The organism is Escherichia sp. E2661 (genome assembly GCF_004745185.1).
Classification (GTDB): domain Bacteria; phylum Pseudomonadota; class Gammaproteobacteria; order Enterobacterales; family Enterobacteriaceae; genus Escherichia.
This window is the reverse complement of sequence record NZ_PDIG01000001.1, coordinates 238,880-254,338: the sequence shown is the minus strand read 5'-3', so window position 1 is coordinate 254,338 and position 15,459 is coordinate 238,880. Positions and strand designations below refer to the sequence as shown.

General features: G+C 52.0%; 16 protein-coding genes and 2 pseudogenes. 4 read left to right on the top strand and 14 right to left on the bottom strand.

Annotated features, from left to right (window positions below):
• Positions 1-86: 86 nt before the first annotated feature.
• From cbpM to CRI63_RS01390, 5 genes and pseudogenes are all read right to left on the bottom strand, one after another.
• The gene (cbpM, locus tag CRI63_RS01410; RefSeq protein ID WP_130205424.1) at positions 87-392 is read right to left on the bottom strand and encodes a chaperone modulator CbpM; all 306 of its coding nucleotides are present in this window, start codon (positions 390-392) and stop codon (positions 87-89) included.
• Positions 392-1,312: a curved DNA-binding protein gene (cbpA, locus tag CRI63_RS01405; protein WP_130205426.1), complete on the bottom strand. Its 921-nt coding sequence runs from the start codon at positions 1,310-1,312 to the stop codon at positions 392-394. The genes cbpM and cbpA overlap by 1 nt, the downstream gene beginning before the upstream one ends.
• A 213-nt stretch (positions 1,313-1,525) precedes the next feature.
• Complete coding sequence (locus CRI63_RS01400; protein ID WP_135518242.1) at positions 1,526-1,882, bottom strand: RidA family protein; 357 nt, start codon at positions 1,880-1,882, stop codon at positions 1,526-1,528.
• The gene (locus tag CRI63_RS01395; protein WP_135518240.1) at positions 1,879-3,132 is read right to left on the bottom strand and encodes a D-amino acid dehydrogenase; all 1,254 of its coding nucleotides are present in this window, start codon (positions 3,130-3,132) and stop codon (positions 1,879-1,881) included. The genes CRI63_RS01400 and CRI63_RS01395 overlap by 4 nt, the downstream gene beginning before the upstream one ends.
• Before the next feature lie 50 nt (positions 3,133-3,182).
• A pseudogene (locus tag CRI63_RS01390) lies at positions 3,183-4,098 on the bottom strand (LysR family transcriptional regulator).
• 272 nt (positions 4,099-4,370) lie between these two features.
• Between CRI63_RS01390 and CRI63_RS01385 the strand changes: the two are divergent.
• Together CRI63_RS01385 and agp are read left to right on the top strand one after the other, a co-directional pair.
• Positions 4,371-5,804, top strand: a complete 1,434-nt coding sequence (locus tag CRI63_RS01385) for a gluconate:proton symporter (RefSeq protein ID WP_130215829.1) — start codon at positions 4,371-4,373, stop codon at positions 5,802-5,804.
• A 149-nt stretch (positions 5,805-5,953) separates the two neighbouring features.
• Positions 5,954-7,195, top strand: a complete 1,242-nt coding sequence (agp, locus tag CRI63_RS01380) for a bifunctional glucose-1-phosphatase/inositol phosphatase (protein WP_135518238.1) — start codon at positions 5,954-5,956, stop codon at positions 7,193-7,195.
• 221 nt (positions 7,196-7,416) lie between these two features.
• Here the strand turns inward: agp and CRI63_RS01375 are convergent, their stop codons facing one another.
• Together CRI63_RS01375 and wrbA are read right to left on the bottom strand one after the other, a co-directional pair.
• Positions 7,417-7,644: a YccJ family protein gene (locus CRI63_RS01375; protein WP_001143120.1), complete on the bottom strand. Its 228-nt coding sequence runs from the start codon at positions 7,642-7,644 to the stop codon at positions 7,417-7,419.
• A 20-nt stretch (positions 7,645-7,664) separates the two neighbouring features.
• The gene (wrbA, locus tag CRI63_RS01370; RefSeq protein ID WP_001151442.1) at positions 7,665-8,261 is read right to left on the bottom strand and encodes an NAD(P)H:quinone oxidoreductase; all 597 of its coding nucleotides are present in this window, start codon (positions 8,259-8,261) and stop codon (positions 7,665-7,667) included.
• Positions 8,262-8,639: 378 nt separating this feature from the next.
• Here wrbA and CRI63_RS01365 point away from each other — a divergent pair, with 378 nt between their 5' ends.
• A complete protein-coding gene (locus CRI63_RS01365; protein WP_001273658.1) occupies positions 8,640-8,813 on the top strand; it encodes a general stress protein in 174 nt (57 codons plus the stop codon).
• A gap of 257 nt (positions 8,814-9,070) precedes the next feature.
• On the opposite strand, the gene rutG is transcribed toward CRI63_RS01365, so the two are convergent.
• The 7 genes and pseudogenes from rutG to rutA form a co-directional block, all read right to left on the bottom strand.
• Positions 9,071-10,399, bottom strand: a complete 1,329-nt coding sequence (rutG, locus tag CRI63_RS01360; protein WP_135518236.1) for a pyrimidine utilization transport protein G — start codon at positions 10,397-10,399, stop codon at positions 9,071-9,073.
• A gap of 20 nt (positions 10,400-10,419) precedes the next feature.
• Positions 10,420-10,913: pseudogene (gene rutF, locus CRI63_RS01355) on the bottom strand (NADH-dependent FMN reductase RutF).
• A gap of 10 nt (positions 10,914-10,923) precedes the next feature.
• Complete coding sequence (locus tag CRI63_RS01350) at positions 10,924-11,514, bottom strand: malonic semialdehyde reductase (protein ID WP_135518234.1); 591 nt, start codon at positions 11,512-11,514, stop codon at positions 10,924-10,926.
• 9 nt (positions 11,515-11,523) lie between these two features.
• Positions 11,524-12,324: a pyrimidine utilization protein D gene (rutD, locus tag CRI63_RS01345; protein WP_135518232.1), complete on the bottom strand. Its 801-nt coding sequence runs from the start codon at positions 12,322-12,324 to the stop codon at positions 11,524-11,526.
• Between the two features lie 7 nt (positions 12,325-12,331).
• On the bottom strand, positions 12,332-12,718 hold the full coding sequence (rutC, locus tag CRI63_RS01340; RefSeq protein WP_001126780.1) for a 3-aminoacrylate deaminase: 387 nt from the start codon (positions 12,716-12,718) through the stop codon (positions 12,332-12,334).
• An 11-nt stretch (positions 12,719-12,729) separates the two neighbouring features.
• A complete protein-coding gene (rutB, locus tag CRI63_RS01335; protein ID WP_135518325.1) occupies positions 12,730-13,422 on the bottom strand; it encodes a peroxyureidoacrylate/ureidoacrylate amidohydrolase RutB in 693 nt (230 codons plus the stop codon).
• Positions 13,422-14,513 carry a pyrimidine utilization protein A gene (gene rutA / locus CRI63_RS01330; protein WP_125097102.1) on the bottom strand — a complete coding sequence of 364 codons (1,092 nt, stop codon included), beginning with the start codon at positions 14,511-14,513 and terminating at the stop codon, positions 13,422-13,424. The genes rutB and rutA overlap by 1 nt, the downstream gene beginning before the upstream one ends.
• Positions 14,514-14,800: 287 nt before the next feature.
• Here rutA and rutR point away from each other — a divergent pair, with 287 nt between their 5' ends.
• A complete protein-coding gene (rutR, locus tag CRI63_RS01325) occupies positions 14,801-15,439 on the top strand; it encodes an HTH-type transcriptional regulator RutR (RefSeq protein ID WP_000191701.1) in 639 nt (212 codons plus the stop codon).
• Positions 15,440-15,459 lie beyond the last annotated feature (20 nt).

The following is a 15,459-nucleotide window of genomic DNA, read 5'->3' as shown; positions in this document are numbered from 1 at the left end:
CGGCGTTAACGCCTTATCCGGCCTACGGGAACGGTGATCTTTGTAGGCTTGATAAGACGCGTCAGCATCGCATCCGGCAGCCACACTCACGGGTGAGCCACAAACCGGGAAAGCCGCTGGCGTAACAGACGGTTTTCCTGTTTCAGATGTGCAATATCATCCATTAACGTCAGCGCCACCGCGATCCCAGGCCAGTCCAGCGCCAGTTCTTGACGCAGACGTACCGCGCGTTGCACCACAATGGCGGCATGGTCATCAAATACCCAGGTTGTTTCCTGGATCTCTCTCGGTTCAACCACCCCCAAACCGACAATTTCATTCAACTCCTCTTCAGAAATGCCGGTATGTAGGCAAAATTCGGTAATAGTAAAAGTCACCGTAACATGAGCCATTATGCTTTCCCCCAATCTTTACGTGGATCAAAAGACGACTGGGCGTCTGCCAGTTGTTGCCACAGCGCGGCAGTATTTTCATCCGGTTTCGGCGGCATGACGATTTTCAGCACCGCATACAAGTCACCAGTCTGTTTTTTGCTTACCAGACCTTTGCCTTTAATGCGCAATCGTTGCCCGGCCTGACTGCCTGGCGGAATGGTCAACAAAATGCTTTCTTTCAGGGTTGGTACAGTGACTTTGCTACCCAGAGCCGCTTCCCACGGGCTAACCGGCACCACAATTTCCAGATCCTGACCGACAATATCAAACAACGGATGCGGAGCTATATGAATCACCAGCCACAGGTCGCCATTTGGACCACCGTTTTCGCCTGGCGTCCCCTGGCCTTTCAGGCGGATACGTTGGCCATTGCCGACGCCCGCCGGGATCTTCACATTCAGCGTTTTCGGGATTTCCTGTTCGATCATGCCAAAGGCGTTATAAACCGGCAGGTTATAGCTGATGGTACGTTTGTGCTCAGTAAGCGTTTCTTCCAGGAATACCGCAACTTCAATTTCAATATCGTGGCCACGTGTGGCGGGGCGTTGACGGCTCTGGCGGGCATGTTGACCGAAAATTGACGAGAAGATATCGTCAAAATCTTCGGCATTGAAACTCTGACCGTCGCCATGCTGGAACTGGCGGTTGAATTGCGGATCGTTGCGATGCTGCCACATCTGATCATATTCAGCGCGACGCTGTTCATCACTTAACACTTCCCAGGCTTCAGCGACCTCTTTGAAGCGGGCTTCGGCATCGGGCTCTTTGCTGACATCAGGATGGTATTTGCGGGCCAGTCGACGATAGGCGGTCTTGATTGTCTTGAGATCGTCCGTCGGTTTCACGCCCATGATGGCGTAATAATCCTTTAATTCCATAGCGTTATCTCGCGTAAATCAATACAGACAAAGGGAAACCCCTGACAAGGTATCAGAGTTAAGTGTAGGGGAAATCAGAAAAAATCGTAGGCCAGTGATAAAAACATAACTAAAAATGATATTTTCAGCCTGAATTTTGGCAGGTAAAAGAGGGGACGTTTAACCTTCATAGATGCCCCATGACGACGTTGTCAGGGGGCGGAAAATGGTGAATTATCCTGCTTTTACCGCAGTGACCATCACTTCAACCAGAATCTCCGGGCGGGCCATCTCAGCCTGCACGGCAGCACGTGCCGGGCTATATCCTTCTGGCAGCCAGTTAACCCATACGTCGTTGAAATCGGCAAAATCGTGGCTGATATCTTTCAGCCATACCTGAGCGGACAAGAGATGAAATTTATCACTGCCCGCTTCAGCAAGTAATGCGTCGATTTTCTCCAGCACTTCGCGCGTTTGTTGCGCGATGTCAGGAGTATTGCTCTTCGGTGTCTGACCGGAGAGAAATACAAGATTGACATATTCCACACTGGCGGCAAGACGAGGTTGTGGGTTATTACGTTTGATATTCAAGCTGATTGGCTCCATGTCAGTCCATCAAGGGAAATTGCGGGATCTTCGCCCGATAGCAGCGCGCCTAACACCACGGCACTACCCGCCGCCAGCGTAAAGCCCAGACTGCCCTGACCAAGATTCATCCACAGATTTTGATACTTCGCCCGTCCTAATAGTGGCGGACCCGCAGGGGTGGATGGACGCATACCTGTCCATAATTCGGCATCATCGATGCCTTGCAGTTGCGGAAAACTGCTAGCTACGATCTGCTTTAAGGCATTGATTCGTTCAGGGCGCAATTCATTTCCGTCATAGCCAATATCGACCATGGCGGCGATACGCAACCGCTCACCGAGGCGGGCATAGACAATTTTATGACCATAGTCGGTGACACTGATTTGCGGTGCGATCCCCATTTCTTGTGGGAAGGGGAGCGTCAGACTGTAACCTTTCAGACCGCAGAGCGGTACGTGAGTCCCGGTTTCGGCAAGTAAATGCTTACTGCCATTACCCGCGGCAACGACATAATCATCAGCAACCAGTGTTCCTGTGCTGGTGGTGATGGAATCAATGCGCTCGCCTTTTTTATTCAACTGCAAAACTTCACAATCGGTTTGTAGCGAAAAATTTACGCTGGCATTAAGTTTGGCAAGTAATGCCTGGCAGAACTTATAGCAGTCCGCCGTTTCATCGCCGGGGGAGTAAATACCGCCACACAATGAATGACCAATATGTTTTAGTGCTGGTTCAAGATGAACGCACTCTTCGCATGACAAAGCCTGTTGAAATTGCGGATTAATGCCTTTTGCCGCTTTGGCTAAATCTTGCGGGCGGCGATGAATAATCAGTTTGCCAGAACGGCGCCAGTGAAAATCATCAAGATTATCTTCCAGCAGCCACTCTTCCATGACCTGACGGCTTAACAGTGATAAGCGTAAAATATGGTCGCCATTGAGTTTATTTGTCCGGCTATTGCAGGCCAGTAAAAATTCCAGCAACCAGCGCCACTGGCTAAATGACATGCGCAAACGCATATTGAGGGGGGAGTCGCTTTTCCCCATCCATTTAATTCCCTGCATCGGTACGCCTTTATCCGCCAGAGGAGCAACGTAGCGATAACTGAGTTGCCCGCCATTAGCGAAACTGGTGGCGACGCCTGCCTGGCTGTTGCGTTCTAACAATTGCACCTGATGGCCCTGTTTTACCAGAACCCATGCTGTTGCCAGACCAATTACCCCGCCGCCAATAATTACAATGCGTTTTTTCATCACCTGAGATATCCACCGCTAATAAATGCGTTGGGGTTATGTCAAAGCATTTAGGCCTGAGGAGCAATTGACTTTTTATTTTCAGGGTATAACTCAAGGTTAATGGCTCGCAGCTGGAGACGTAATTGCTGACAAAGGAAATCGACAAATTTTTTGTGTAATGGGGCTAAGTGAAACGTCGGCGCGGCGTAGCAAGCAAAGATCAATTTTCATTGGCGGGGCGATGGGGTGAATCGTCTCTGCCGGGAGGTTATGACGGGCAGAGAAAATATCGGTAATACTGCATCCCATTCCGCGTTTTACAAATTCCGTGGCCATGTAATAGGTCTGGACATTCAGGCGCGTCGTCAAAAAATCACGTCGTTTAGCTATTGCATCGGAAAGGGAATGAGGGCCGGGAGAAATCCAGCGTTGTTGGTCAATCTTGTCTATTTCTACTGCGCCCTGGCGATAGTCCCGGTCGATATAAACCAGCGGAACTTCGGCGATCAGCGTCGTCATAATTTCCCCCTGTTGAATCGGCTGTAGCGTCAGGGCCAGATCAATCTCACGCAGATCAAGTTTTTTAACCAGCGTTTCAGTGTGCTCTGTCGTCAGTGTCATGACCAGATTCGCATTCTGCTGGTAAAACGCCGTGACTATTTCCGGCACCAGACTTAATCCCAGGCTTGGCAGGCATCCCAGGGCTATTCTGGCTCGCGGATCTCGCGTCAGGTTATCGGCCAGTAGTCGCAGGTTGTCGAGTTCGTGATAAATCGACTGCGCTTTTTCGAAAAGTGTGATCGCTTCGCTGGTTGGAAGAAGCTTGCCACGAACTCGCTGAAAGAGCTGAAAACCGAGTTTTTGCTCCGCGTTTTTTAACGCTTTACTGGCGGCCGGCTGGGAAATATTCAGCGATTCCGCTGCCCGTGAAAGTGTCCCGCATGTCATCACAGCATAGAAGATTTCCAGGTGGCGCAGTTTCATTAAGAGTTAACCCAGAGTTATAGACGATAGATAAAAAGTCATTTCATGGTAACACTAAGTTAACATAAATTTAATGCGTAACGCCTGTTCTGGTAACAATGCGTTATTTGCCCACCTAAAGGGGTTAATTACGAACTCAGAATAATACCTGTAGTACCCGGACAAACCCTCAGTGCATTTTGCTAACAATAATAACGAGGGGGGATATTTTCTGAGCTGTCCAAATATATCGGCTGATATTGAAAGTCGATTCGATGGGGTTAAGGAGTTATATGAGTGACTCAATGCTCGCTGGTGGTTCACTAACCAGACAAAATATCACCAAAAAGAATGTCATTATTGGCTTGTTATTGATTGCATTTTTACTGATAGCGTTCTGGTGCCAGGGGCGTCCCGGTAATGAACTCGGACTGCTTGGTTTTACACCACTGGTGGCGTTAGCGGTGCTCTCGTTGATAGGCGTCGATATTGTTCTGGCGGTTATTTCATCGATTATTATTGCGATGATAATGACCTCCACCGGCTTACCTGAAATGGGCGCCATGCTGGCAAAATCGACGGGATCGTTTATCGCCACTGTTGGTTTGATCATTATGCTTGGCGCAGGCGTAGGTGAAGTGGCAACACGTACCGGAGCCGCCGTTGAACTGGTCAAATTTGTGGTGCATCGTATCGGGCTTTCCAGCCAGACACGGGTCAAATTTGGTATCGTCGTCTCATCCATTCTCATCTGTGGCGCGCTGGGTACTATGGCAGGCGGCAACGCCATTATTGTTGCGGTGATTATTCCCGTGGCGGCGGCAGTACGGCTGACACCGCCTACAGTGGCTGCACTGATGATGACGGCGGGGTCAGTGGGATTGTTTACCGGGCCGTTTACTCCCAGTACCGTGACGATTTTACAACTCGGCGGCCTGACTTATCCGCAATACCTGATGTACGTCGGGCTGCCAATGAGCGCCGTGACGTTATTTGCTGGCTGGATAATGGCCGGGCGAATTCAGAAGATGACGGAAGGAAAATTACACTACGAAGTGGATCTCTCTGAGAAAACTCAGGAAGACGAGGATCCTGCCCGCGATCGTCGTCGCAAACTCAGCGCCCTGGCATTTGCTGCAACCATTATTGTGATGGCGGTTATTGGCGTAGTGATAAAAGCAGGTTTTAGTTTTGCCATTATCGTTATGCTGTTGGTGGCGTTGATCACCGGGCTGGTGGGCGGATTAAGCCCAACCGGGATCCTGCAAGCGCTGTATAAAGGCTGTGGCAGACTGGTGTGGATGTTTCTGCTCTACTGGCTGTATAACCCGATTCTGGAACTTATGGATAGCCTGCAGGCGTATCAGGGGTTGCTCGAATACACACAACCACTGTTAACCGGGATATCTCCGGCATGGCTTTGCTTCTGTATTTTTGCCTTTAACATTATCGGTCATGTGCCAGGTGCTGCTGTTGCTCAGATGACCTTCACGCATAAAATATTTGGTCCGATGTTGATGGCTGCGGGAGTGCCGCCACAGGGTACAACGGCAGTATTATTAGCCTCATCGCAAGTGGACTGGTTTGGGCCTTTCCCGTCATCGGATATGTTCGGTCAAATGGGGCTGGCACAATCAACTCACCTGAAATATATGCTTTATAACGGTTGGGCTATTGTCATTGCCAATATCATTCTTTTTGCCTTGCTGTTTCAGATATTAGTTTAACGATACAAACCAGGCGATAGCGCGACTACTGTCCGTTATCGCCTGACGGTTTCCCGCCTCGTCATCTGCTAAATTGCGAACCTGTTCCCGGAAAAATGCCATATTTCTGTCACACTCTTAATTGATTGATAACTAAAGAGGTGATGGGAATGAAAAAAACGCTAATCGCTGCGGCCGTGGCTGGGATGGTTTTACTCTCTTCGAATGCTCAGGCACAGACCGTGCCGGAAGGCTATCAGCTACAGCAAGTGCTACTCATGAGCCGTCATAACTTACGTGCGCCTCTGGCAAATAATGGCAGTGTGCTTGAGCAGTCGACGCCGAATAAATGGCCGGAGTGGGATGTTCCCGGTGGACAACTCACGACCAAAGGCGGCGTGCTGGAAGTGTATATGGGCCATTACATGCGTGAGTGGCTGGCAGAGCAGGGAATAGTGAAAACGGGTGAATGCCCGCCGCCGGACACCGTTTATGCCTATGCCAATAGTCTGCAACGAACCGTTGCGACCGCACAGTTCTTTATTACCGGCGCATTCCCGGGGTGTGATATTCCTGTGCATCACCAGGAAAAAATGGGCACTATGGACCCAACCTTTAACCCGGTGATCACCGATGATTCCGCCGCATTCAGTGAGCAGGCGGTGGCGGCAATGGAAAAAGAGCTCGGCAAACTTCAGCTTACCGACAGCTACCAGTTACTGGAAAAAATCGTTAACTATAAAGACTCTCCAGCCTGTAAAGAGAAGCAGCAATGTTCGCTGGTGGATGGCAAAAATACCTTCAGTGCGAAGTATCAACAAGAGCCGGGCGTTTCCGGGCCATTGAAAGTAGGCAACTCGCTGGTGGACGCGTTCACCCTGCAATACTACGAAGGTTTCCCGATGGATCAGGTGGCCTGGGGGGAAATCAAATCAGATCAACAATGGAAAGTGTTGTCGAAACTGAAAAACGGTTACCAGGATAGCCTGTTTACTTCACCGGAAGTGGCGCGTAATGTCGCGAAACCGCTGGTCAGTTATATCGACAAAGCCCTGGTTACCGATCGTGCCAGTGCGCCGAAAATCACAGTGCTGGTTGGGCACGACTCAAACATTGCCTCTCTGTTAACGGCGCTGGATTTCAAACCGTATCAGTTGCATGACCAGAACGAACGCACGCCGATTGGCGGCAAAATCGTTTTCCAGCGTTGGCATGACAGCAAAGCCAATCGCGATTTGATGAAAATTGAATATGTGTACCAGAGTTCGGAACAGTTGCGTAATGCCGATGCGTTAACGTTGCAGGCCCCTGCGCAGCGTGTGACGCTGGAATTAACCGGCTGCCCGATAGATGCCAACGGTTTTTGCCCGATGGATAAGTTTGATAACGTGTTGAATGAAGCGGTGAAATAACAGAAAGCTCCCCCGCGAGAAGCGGGGGAATATGAGACTGATGACAAACGTGAGATTGCCTGATGCGCTACGCTTATCAGGCCTACCCGAGAATTGCACTATATCGAATTTGCACGATCATGTAGGCTGCGGATAAGGCGTTCACGCCGCATCCGGCATGAACAAAGCGCACGTTGTCAACAATTTGAAAGTTCCCCCGCGAGAAGCGGGGGAGTCGCTGATTAAACGTTTTTACGTTCGATGGTCTGTTCGCCCCAAAAAAGCGAATCTTTATCGGTTTTAGCAAAGGCTTTGACTAACACTTCATCGCTACCTTCTTCCCAAATTTTTTCCGCCATTTTTTCGTCATACCCGGCGACTTCGAAAATGGCCTCGGCTATTTCCGGCGACGTATTGCGCAGAGATGCCCATTCACCCACGTGATGAGCTTTCGCTTCTTGAGTTGGCATGCGTATCCTCCTGTTGAAGATTAGCCGTTAAGTTTAACTGCCAGACCAGCGACGTATTCCCCCTGATAACGTGCGATAGACAACTCTTCCTGGCTGGGTTGGCGTGAACCGTCACCGCCTGCAATGGTGGTTGCGCCGTACGGCGTTCCGCCGCGAACCTGCGAGACGTCAAAAAGTTCCTGCGCTGCGTAGCCAATAGGGACAATCACCATGCCGTGGTGCGCAAGTGTCGTCCAGGTGGATGTGATGGTTTGTTCCTGACCGCCGCCAGTGCCGGTAGAGCTAAAGACGCTCGCCAGTTTTCCGTACAATGCGCCAGAAGCCCACAGGCCGCCCGTCTGGTCGAGGAAGGTACGCATTTGCCCGGACATATTGCCGAAGCGGGTTGGCGTACCAAAAATAATGGCGTCGTAATCGGCCAGTTCTTGCGGAGTTGCAACGGGTGCAGTTTGCGTTTTACCGCCTGCTTTTTCGAATAATTGCGGCTGCATGGTTTCCGGTACACGCTTAACAACAACTTCTGCGCCATCGACTTTGCTTGCGCCTTCAGCGACTGCGCGCGCCATCGTTTCGATATGTCCGTACATGGAATAATAAAGCACCAGAACTTTAGCCATTTCTAACCACTCCTCGTGTTATCTCTATTCCGTAGCGATTCGCTACCACTCTTTTAAAGATAAGACGTCCTTTTCAGAGTGCAAATTTCACAACCACTTATTTGATTTATAACAACTTTCACAAGCGCGTAAATTTGTCGCAAAATGATACATTTTTTATCCCATAGCGTTTTTTTTAATCATAAGAGAGGCTTATGGATAATTATTGGAAATGATATTTATTCTCGCTCAGAACCTGTTGCAGGATATTACCAAACGCGGGTCCCCCCGCGTCAGTTCACTAAGCTTAGTCCCACGTAGCGAAAATATGGCACCGCCATACGCCGCGTTAATCCTATGCAATGCAATATGATGTCTACATCAAGACGGAGGTCAGTAATGGCAAACCATCGAGGCGGTTCAGGTAATTTTGCAGAAGACCGCGAAAGAGCATCAGAAGCAGGTAAAAAAGGTGGACAGCACAGCGGGGGTAATTTCAAGAATGACCCGCAGCGCGCATCTGAAGCAGGTAAAAAAGGTGGCAAGAGCAGTCACGGCAAAAGCGACAACTAGCCGGGCTAATCAATGACGAATGCATTTTTGTCTCTAGCTCGTCAAAAAGCCATCACCGCCGGTTACCCGGCGGTTGATACTGATGACAAACGTAAGCTTGCCTGATGCGCGATGCTTATCAGGCCTACCAGAAGATTGCAATATATTGAATTTGCACTGTTTTGTAGGCCGGATAAGGCGTTTACGCCGCATCCGGCATGAACAATGCGTACGTTGTCAACAATCTGCACCGCCGGGTAATCCCGGCGGTTTTCTGTTCATGGCTCCTGATGAACAACTTCTGGCGGTGGAACGTCAACCAACTTTCTGCTTAACAACGCATTGAGTAAAATCGCGCCAAAAGTTGCCGTGCCGATCCCTCCCAACGTGAAGCCGCCCAGCGTGAGAGCAAAATCACCCGCGCCCAGCACTAAGGTTACTGCGACCATAATCAAATTACCGTTCTGGCTTAAATCGACACGGTTTTGTACCCAGATCCTTGCGCCTGCGACGGCAATCAGCCCGAACACAACAATTGATGCACCACCAATCACTGGCGCTGGAATGGTATGAATCAGCGCACCAAATTTCGGCGAAAAGCCCAACAGCATGGCGATGACGGCAGCAGCAACAAACACCAGTGTCGAGTAGACTTTTGTCACGGCCATCACACCGATATTTTCAGCATAGGTTGTCACGCCGCTACCGCCGACAGAGCCGGAAAGCATCGTTGCCAGACCATCACCGACGAATGCCCGCCCCATATACGGGTCCATATTGCGTCCGGTCATCCCGGCGACTGCCTTGAGATGACCTAAGTTTTCCGCCACCAGAATCACCGCCACGGGCGCAATCAGCATCATTGCCTGACCATTAAAAGCAGGAGTGGAAAAATGTGGCAGACCGAACCAGGCAGCATGACTGACAAGAGTAAAATCGACGGATTTTCCCAGCCCTACAACGTTGGTCATCACGCCATACAGCAGACAGGCGACAATTAACCCTACGAGAATCAACAACCGCTGGATCATGCCACGGGTAAACACCGCCACCAGCCCAATACACAGCACCGTCATTACCGCCATCCAGCTATCAAAGGCCGAAGCCGATACACTTTTCACTGCGATAGGCGCTAAGTTCAGGCCAATCGCCATCACCACCGCGCCCGTCACTACGGGCGGCATCAGGCGTTCAATCCAGCGCGTACCGATCTTCATCACCACCAGGCCAATGACGGTATAAACCAGCCCACAGGCGATAATCCCGCCCAGCGCAATGCTGATATTCGGGTTAATGCCCTGGCCGTTAAAGCCCGTTGCAGCAATCACCACACCAACAAAAGCCGCGCTGGAACCGAGATAACTGGGAACGCGTCCTCCGGTAATAAAGAAAAACAGTAACGTGCCGATCCCCGACATTAAAATGGAAAGATTGGGATCCAGCCCCATCAGGATAGGCATTAACACCGTCGCGCCAAACATCGCCACCACGTGTTGAACGCCCATTACTGCCGTCTGAGCAAACGGCAATCGTTCATCCGGCGCGACCACGCCGCTCTCTGTAGAGGTCGATTTTAACTGCCAGTGAGGAAAACCGAACATTGCCATCAGCTGTCTCCTTAAGGAGGTTAACAAGCAGGGCGCATCAGCGCGTGATAACTGCGATCGAACCACACCAGCCCGTAGGGGGTGGCGTGACGATGAATCGCCTCGATGGCGCAAAACAGAATGTCGTGGGTGCCGATGCTCACCACCTGGCTGATACGGCAGTCAAACGAAACCAGCGCCTCTTCCAGTTGCGGGCATCCGGTCACACCCGTCTGCCAGCGGGCGGCGGCAAAGCGGTGTTCCATTGGCGTTTTGCCGCCAAAAGGTTTGAAAGCGGTTCCTGCCCGGCGCTAAGTGTATTTACACACAGCGTTCGATTTTCATTGAATACCGGCCAGACGGACGCCCCACGATTCAGGCACACCAGTAATGTGGGCGGCGTGTCGGTCACGCTGCAGACGGCGCTGGCGGTGAACCCGGCGCGCCCGGCTGGACCGTCCGTGGTGATGATATTGACCGCCGCGCCCATACAGGACATCGCATCGCGAAAGGTTTGTTGATCAACTATGTTCATGGTTTGCTCCTTATAACAGCCCGCAGGCTTCTTCAAAGGACAGACGCGGCAGGCGCGGATAAAGTTTGCTGCTATCGCCATAGCCGATGTTAATCAGCAGGTTGCTTTTCAGCGTGCTGCCTGCAAAAAAAGCGTCGTCTACGTGTTGACGGTCGAAACCCGACATCGGGCCGGTATCCAGCCCCAGCGCACGGCAGGCAACGATCAGATAGGCCGCCTGCATGGAGCTGTTGCGAAACGCTGTTTCTTCGGCAAGTTGCGGGCTGGAAGTAAACCAACTGCGGGCATCGCCGTGAGGAAACAGTTGCGGTAACCGTTCATAAAATTCACTGTCCCAGGCGACGATAGCGGTGACGGGCGCGGTCAGGGTTTTTTGCAGATTGCCGCTGGAAAGCGCCGGGCGCAGACGTTCTTTTCCTTCTGCCGTGCGGATAAACACGATCCGTGCCGGAGAACAGTTAGCTGATGTTGGCCCCCATTTCATCAGGGCATAAATCTCCCGTAACGTCTCATCGCTGACGGGTGTCTCCCGCCGGCCGTTGTGAGTGCGGGCATCGGTGAACAAGGTGCTAAGCGCACCTGGGCTAACGGCTTCGTTCATAGCAATTCCTTACAGGGCGGCTTCGCGGTGATGTAACAGGCTGGCAAGCCCGTTGAGTAACAGAGCATTAAACGTTTCGGGATCGGTCACGTTGCAGGCGTGTCCGCCATAGCGCATCACCATTTTCTGGCTATCGGGCAGGGCGGCATGAAGTTCACTGGAACATGCTGATGGCACCAGCAGATCATCACTGGCGCAGATGATTTGCACCGGGCAGCGGATACGATTCGCATGGTGACTAAAGTCAGCGCGTTTGAGGGCGTTAAGTCGACGCAGTAAATTATTTTTGCCCTGAAAATGCGCCAGTGCCAGCGCGTCTTCTGCTTCCAGGCGAGGTGCGCGGGCCGCCATCCAGTCGGCGGGATAGAGGAACAACGGCTGCGCTTCCACCCATGCCTGCGCGCCGCCGCTATACAGTAATCGTTCGCGAACCTGAAAACAGCGGCGCGTATGGGCGTTTATTCGTAGCCAGCCGTTAACGCTGACCAGCACAGTTACCGACGCGGGATAATCCAGCGCCAGCTGCATTCCCACCAGCGCACCGAGCGCATGGCCGACCACCGCGTAACGCTCAATCCCTGCGGCTACCAGCGCCTGATGCAGTTCCGCTGCCATCTGGGCGATACTGTAATCTTCTGCCAGCGTGTCGGGATTATTGCCGGTGCCGCGCTGGTCGTAACAGACTACCTGATACTCCTGATCCAGCACCGCCAGTTGCGGTAACCAGTAACTGCCGCTACCGCCAAGACCTGAAATCAACACCACTACGGGCGCATCAGCATAAGGGGGAGGTGAGAGTGAAAGTTTCATCGCGGCCTCACTTGGCGATATGCGCAATTGTGGCGATTTCCACCAGCGCGTCAGGTTTTACCAGTCCGCACTGAATGCAGAATCGCGCCGGTTTATCACCCGGGAAAAACTCGGCGTAGATTTCGTTAATCGCGGCGTAATTTTTCCAGTCGGTAATAAATATGCTGTTGAAGGTCACGTCCGCCATCGTGCCACCCGCAGTTTCGATCACCTTGCGAATTGTCTCCAGAACGTGGCGGGTTTGCGCCTTTGGGTCATCGGCAAACAGCACGTTATTATGTTGATCAAAAGCCAGCGTACCGGAGACGTACACCACGCCATCAGCCAGCGTGCCGGGAACGAAGGGGGCCAGCGGTGCGCTGCTGCCAGCGGGAATAATTACGGATTTCGGCATAAGTAAGTTCCTCAGGCAATACGGGCAAGAGACGTGGGCGAAAGCGCGTCGCAGAACGTTCCGACGTCGCTGACCCAGCCAAAAAAGGTTTCGATATTGAACAACGCAGCTTTCTGCGCAAATTCCGGCCCCGCCTGGTGAGTTGCGTCTTCCAGCACCACGCCGAAATACTCCAGAAAAAAGCCGTCGCGTAGCGTCGATTCGACGCAGACGTTGGTAGCGATGCCGGTGAAAACCAGATGGCGTATTCCGCGGCTGCGCAAAATGCTGTCCAGCGGCGTATTGAAGAAACCGCTGTAGCGCGGCTTCGGCAGCACTATATCGCCAGGCTGCGGCACCAGTTCATCCACCAGTTGATAATCCCAGGAGCCTTTCGCCAGCAATTTCCCTTGCAGCTGCGGCTGCTTACGCATGGTTTTCAGGGCATTCGATTTATGAAAATTCGGTGAGCCGGGGCCGCCAGCCTCGACATACTGTTCATCCCAGCCATTTTGAAACCAGATGATTAACATCCCTGCCGCTCGCGCTGCGGTCACGGCGGTTTGAATGTTGGCAATGACCGGGCGAGTGGTTGAGACATCAAACCCGGCGAGATCTAAATAGCCGCCTGGCGTGGCATAAGCGTTTTGCATATCCACCACGATCAGCGCAGTTTGCTGCGGATCGAAGGTAATGGCTTCCGGTCGAGCGGTTAAGGTTGTCATCATGCCACCTCCTGAGTCAGTGCAGGGAGATGGGCGCGGCACTGCATCAGTGGTTGAATGCGCTCGCCGAAGGTTTCGATTCCCGACAGAAAATCATCGAAGGTCAACAGCACGCCTTCGGCACCAGGCACGCTTGCGACTTCATCTAACATGCGCGCGACACTGGCGTAAGAACCGACTAACGTCCCCATATTGATGTTTACCGCCGAAGTGGGATCGGCCATTTGACGGACGTTGGTGTCAGTACCGGAGCGGGTATCTTTCTGACTTTGTTCGGTTAGCCAGCTTAACGCCTCTTCATCCGCGCCTGCTTTGTAGTGTTCCCATTTGGCGCGAGCGGCATCGTCGGTTTCGTCGGCAATCACCATAAACAACACATAAGAGCCAACGTCGCGCCCGGTTTGCTCTGCGGCCTGTTTCATCCGCGTAGCGGTCGGGGCGAAAGCCGTAGGCGTATTTACGCCTTTGCCGAAACAGAAGTTGAAATCGGCATACTGGGCGGAGAACGCCATGCCAGCGTCGCTTTGCCCGGCGCAGATCACTTTCATGGGGACACTCGGTTGCGGACTGACGCGACAATCATTCATGGTGAAAAAATCGCCTTTAAAATCGCTTTTCCCCGTGCCCCACAGGTCGCGCAGCACCTGAACATATTCGGTGAGATAGTCGTAACGACGGGAGAAATAGTCATCGCCAGGCCAGATACCCATCTGCTCATACTCGGGCTTTTGCCAGCCAGTCACGAGGTTGACGCCAAAACGCCCGCCAGAGATGGAGTCGATGGTTGCTGCCATACGGGCGACGATTGCCGGAGGCAACGTTAAGGTGGCGGCAGTGGCGTAAATCTGAATGCGCGAGGTCACGGCCGCCAGCCCCGCCATCAAGGTGAACGACTCAAGGTTGTGATCCCAGAACTCAGTTTTGCCGCCAAAGCCACGCAGTTTGATCATCGACAGGGCGAAATCGAAATGGTAGTGCTCCGCTTTTTGTACAATGGCTTTATTCAGTTCAAAGGTCGGCATGTACTGCGGCGCGTGGGTCGAAATGAGCCAGCCGTTGTTGCCAATAGGTACAAATACGCCAATTTTCATCATCAACCTCTCTTCGTCTCGTAAAGTGAAAGTCAGACGGGGCGCTGCATCCTGCATATCCTTTTCAGCCGCGTAATGGCTTGTTTGCAAAGCGGATGCCAGTTTTTAAAAATTCAATGTTATTAATGTGTTAATGTTTGGTTGTTGGAAATGACTGGTAAAAAGTGGACTAAACGGTCAAAACAGTTGCACATAAAACATGCGTTCGTGCGCGATGAGAGTGCAGAAGGTCGAGGCCGGGCGGGGGTTTTGCTATCCTGTTGCCAATCTACAAGAGGGGAGAGCGCATGACGCAGGGCGCAGTGAAAACAACGGGTAAACGTTCGCGCGCAGTAAGCGCGAAGAAAAAAGCGATTCTTAGCGCAGCACTGGACACTTTTTCACAATTCGGTTTTCACGGCACAAGGCTGGAGCAAATTGCAGAGTTGGCGGGCGTTTCTAAAACCAATCTGCTGTATTACTTCCCGTCGAAAGAGGCACTGTATATTGCCGTGCTGCGGCAAATTCTCGATATCTGGTTGGCGCCGTTAAAGGCGTTTCGTGAAGATTTCGCCCCGCTGGCGGCGATCAAAGAGTACATTCGTCTGAAGCTGGAAGTTTCCCGCGATTATCCGCAGGCTTCGCGCCTGTTCTGTATGGAGATGCTGGCAGGTGCGCCGCTGTTAATGGATGAACTGACGGGCGATTTGAAGGCGTTAATTGATGAGAAATCAGCGCTGATTGCCGGCTGGGTCAAGAGTGGCAAACTCGCGCCGATTGACCCGCAGCATTTGATTTTTATGATCTGGGCTTCCACTCAACATTACGCCGATTTTGCCCCTCAGGTGGAGGCGGTGACAGGCGCAACGTTGCGCGATGAGGTATTTTTCAATCAAACGGTTGAAAACGTGCAGCGGATTATTATTGAAGGGATTCGACCACGTTAAAGATGCCGGAGGAGGTAGTA